The sequence below is a fragment of the Clostridium sp. MCC345 genome, assembly GCF_018785345.1.
GTDB classification, from domain to species: Bacteria; Bacillota; Clostridia; order Lachnospirales; family Anaerotignaceae; genus Anaerotignum_A; species Anaerotignum_A faecicola.
The window spans coordinates 1-826 of sequence record NZ_WQPP01000010.1 but is presented as its reverse complement, the minus strand read 5'-3'; the positions used below and the strand labels follow the sequence as shown (position 1 = coordinate 826).

Annotated in this window: 1 pseudogene; it reads right to left on the bottom strand. The window is 54.0% G+C overall.

What is annotated here, in order from left to right:
- Positions 1-230: 230 nt before the first annotated feature.
- Positions 231-826: pseudogene (locus GPK49_RS03140) on the bottom strand (relaxase/mobilization nuclease domain-containing protein); the annotation flags it as partial.

Here is an 826-nt window from a genome sequence, read left to right as displayed (position 1 = left end):
GGAAAAAAGACCATTCCAGCCGCCGTTTCTTGCTCATTCTTGGCATGGGTGCGCTCCTTTCTGCCGTTTCCGCTGGTGTGGCGGTATCGGCGGTAATTCTGTATCATCTCGGTATCATTTTCGGGGTTTTTCTGCCCTGTAAGCCCGTTAAAAAATCCTTTGGTATTGCGGATAGGGTGCGGGGCAGCCCCCTTGTTCTGTATGGGTTCGGGTACATTTTGGGGCGGTTTTTATCGCTCCTGTTCCTGCCTTTTCACAGGCTTGCGTTCCCGGCGTAAAATCTGGTCGATATTGCCCTTGACAGTCTGTAAGCGGCGGTATTCCTCCCGTTTTGCCCGGTAATCGTTGTAGCCGCTGTTTTTCTCTTTGATAAGGCTTTCAATCTCTGCTTGCAGGGCTTTATAGCTCGGCAGCTTGGAAATGCCGTTCTCCCTGAAATAGCGGGCGGCTGCGTCTGCTATGATAAAGTCGCTTTCATGCTTCTGTCGGTAGGCTGCTTTTGCCTTGGCGTTTTTCTGCTGTTTCAGCCCGTCCCGGACAGGGCGGGTCTTGGAATAGGCAAGCACCTGCCGTTGCAGCTCCTTTTTCCCGTTCAGTGTCTTTTCCACCTGCTTCAGCTCTGTAAGGCTTTCCTGCATGGCGGCATAGGCGGCAGAACAGGCTTCGTCCAGTTCCTCCGGGGAAGAAAAGCCGTACTGCTGGTAGGCGGTAACGGTAGCTGCCATTTGCTTTAGATTGTGCTTTGACGCCCAGCGGTCATAGCCCACGCCCTTGCCCTCGGCTCGCTTGGCTTCCCGGTCAACCATGCGCTGCAAGGTGTTGTCTG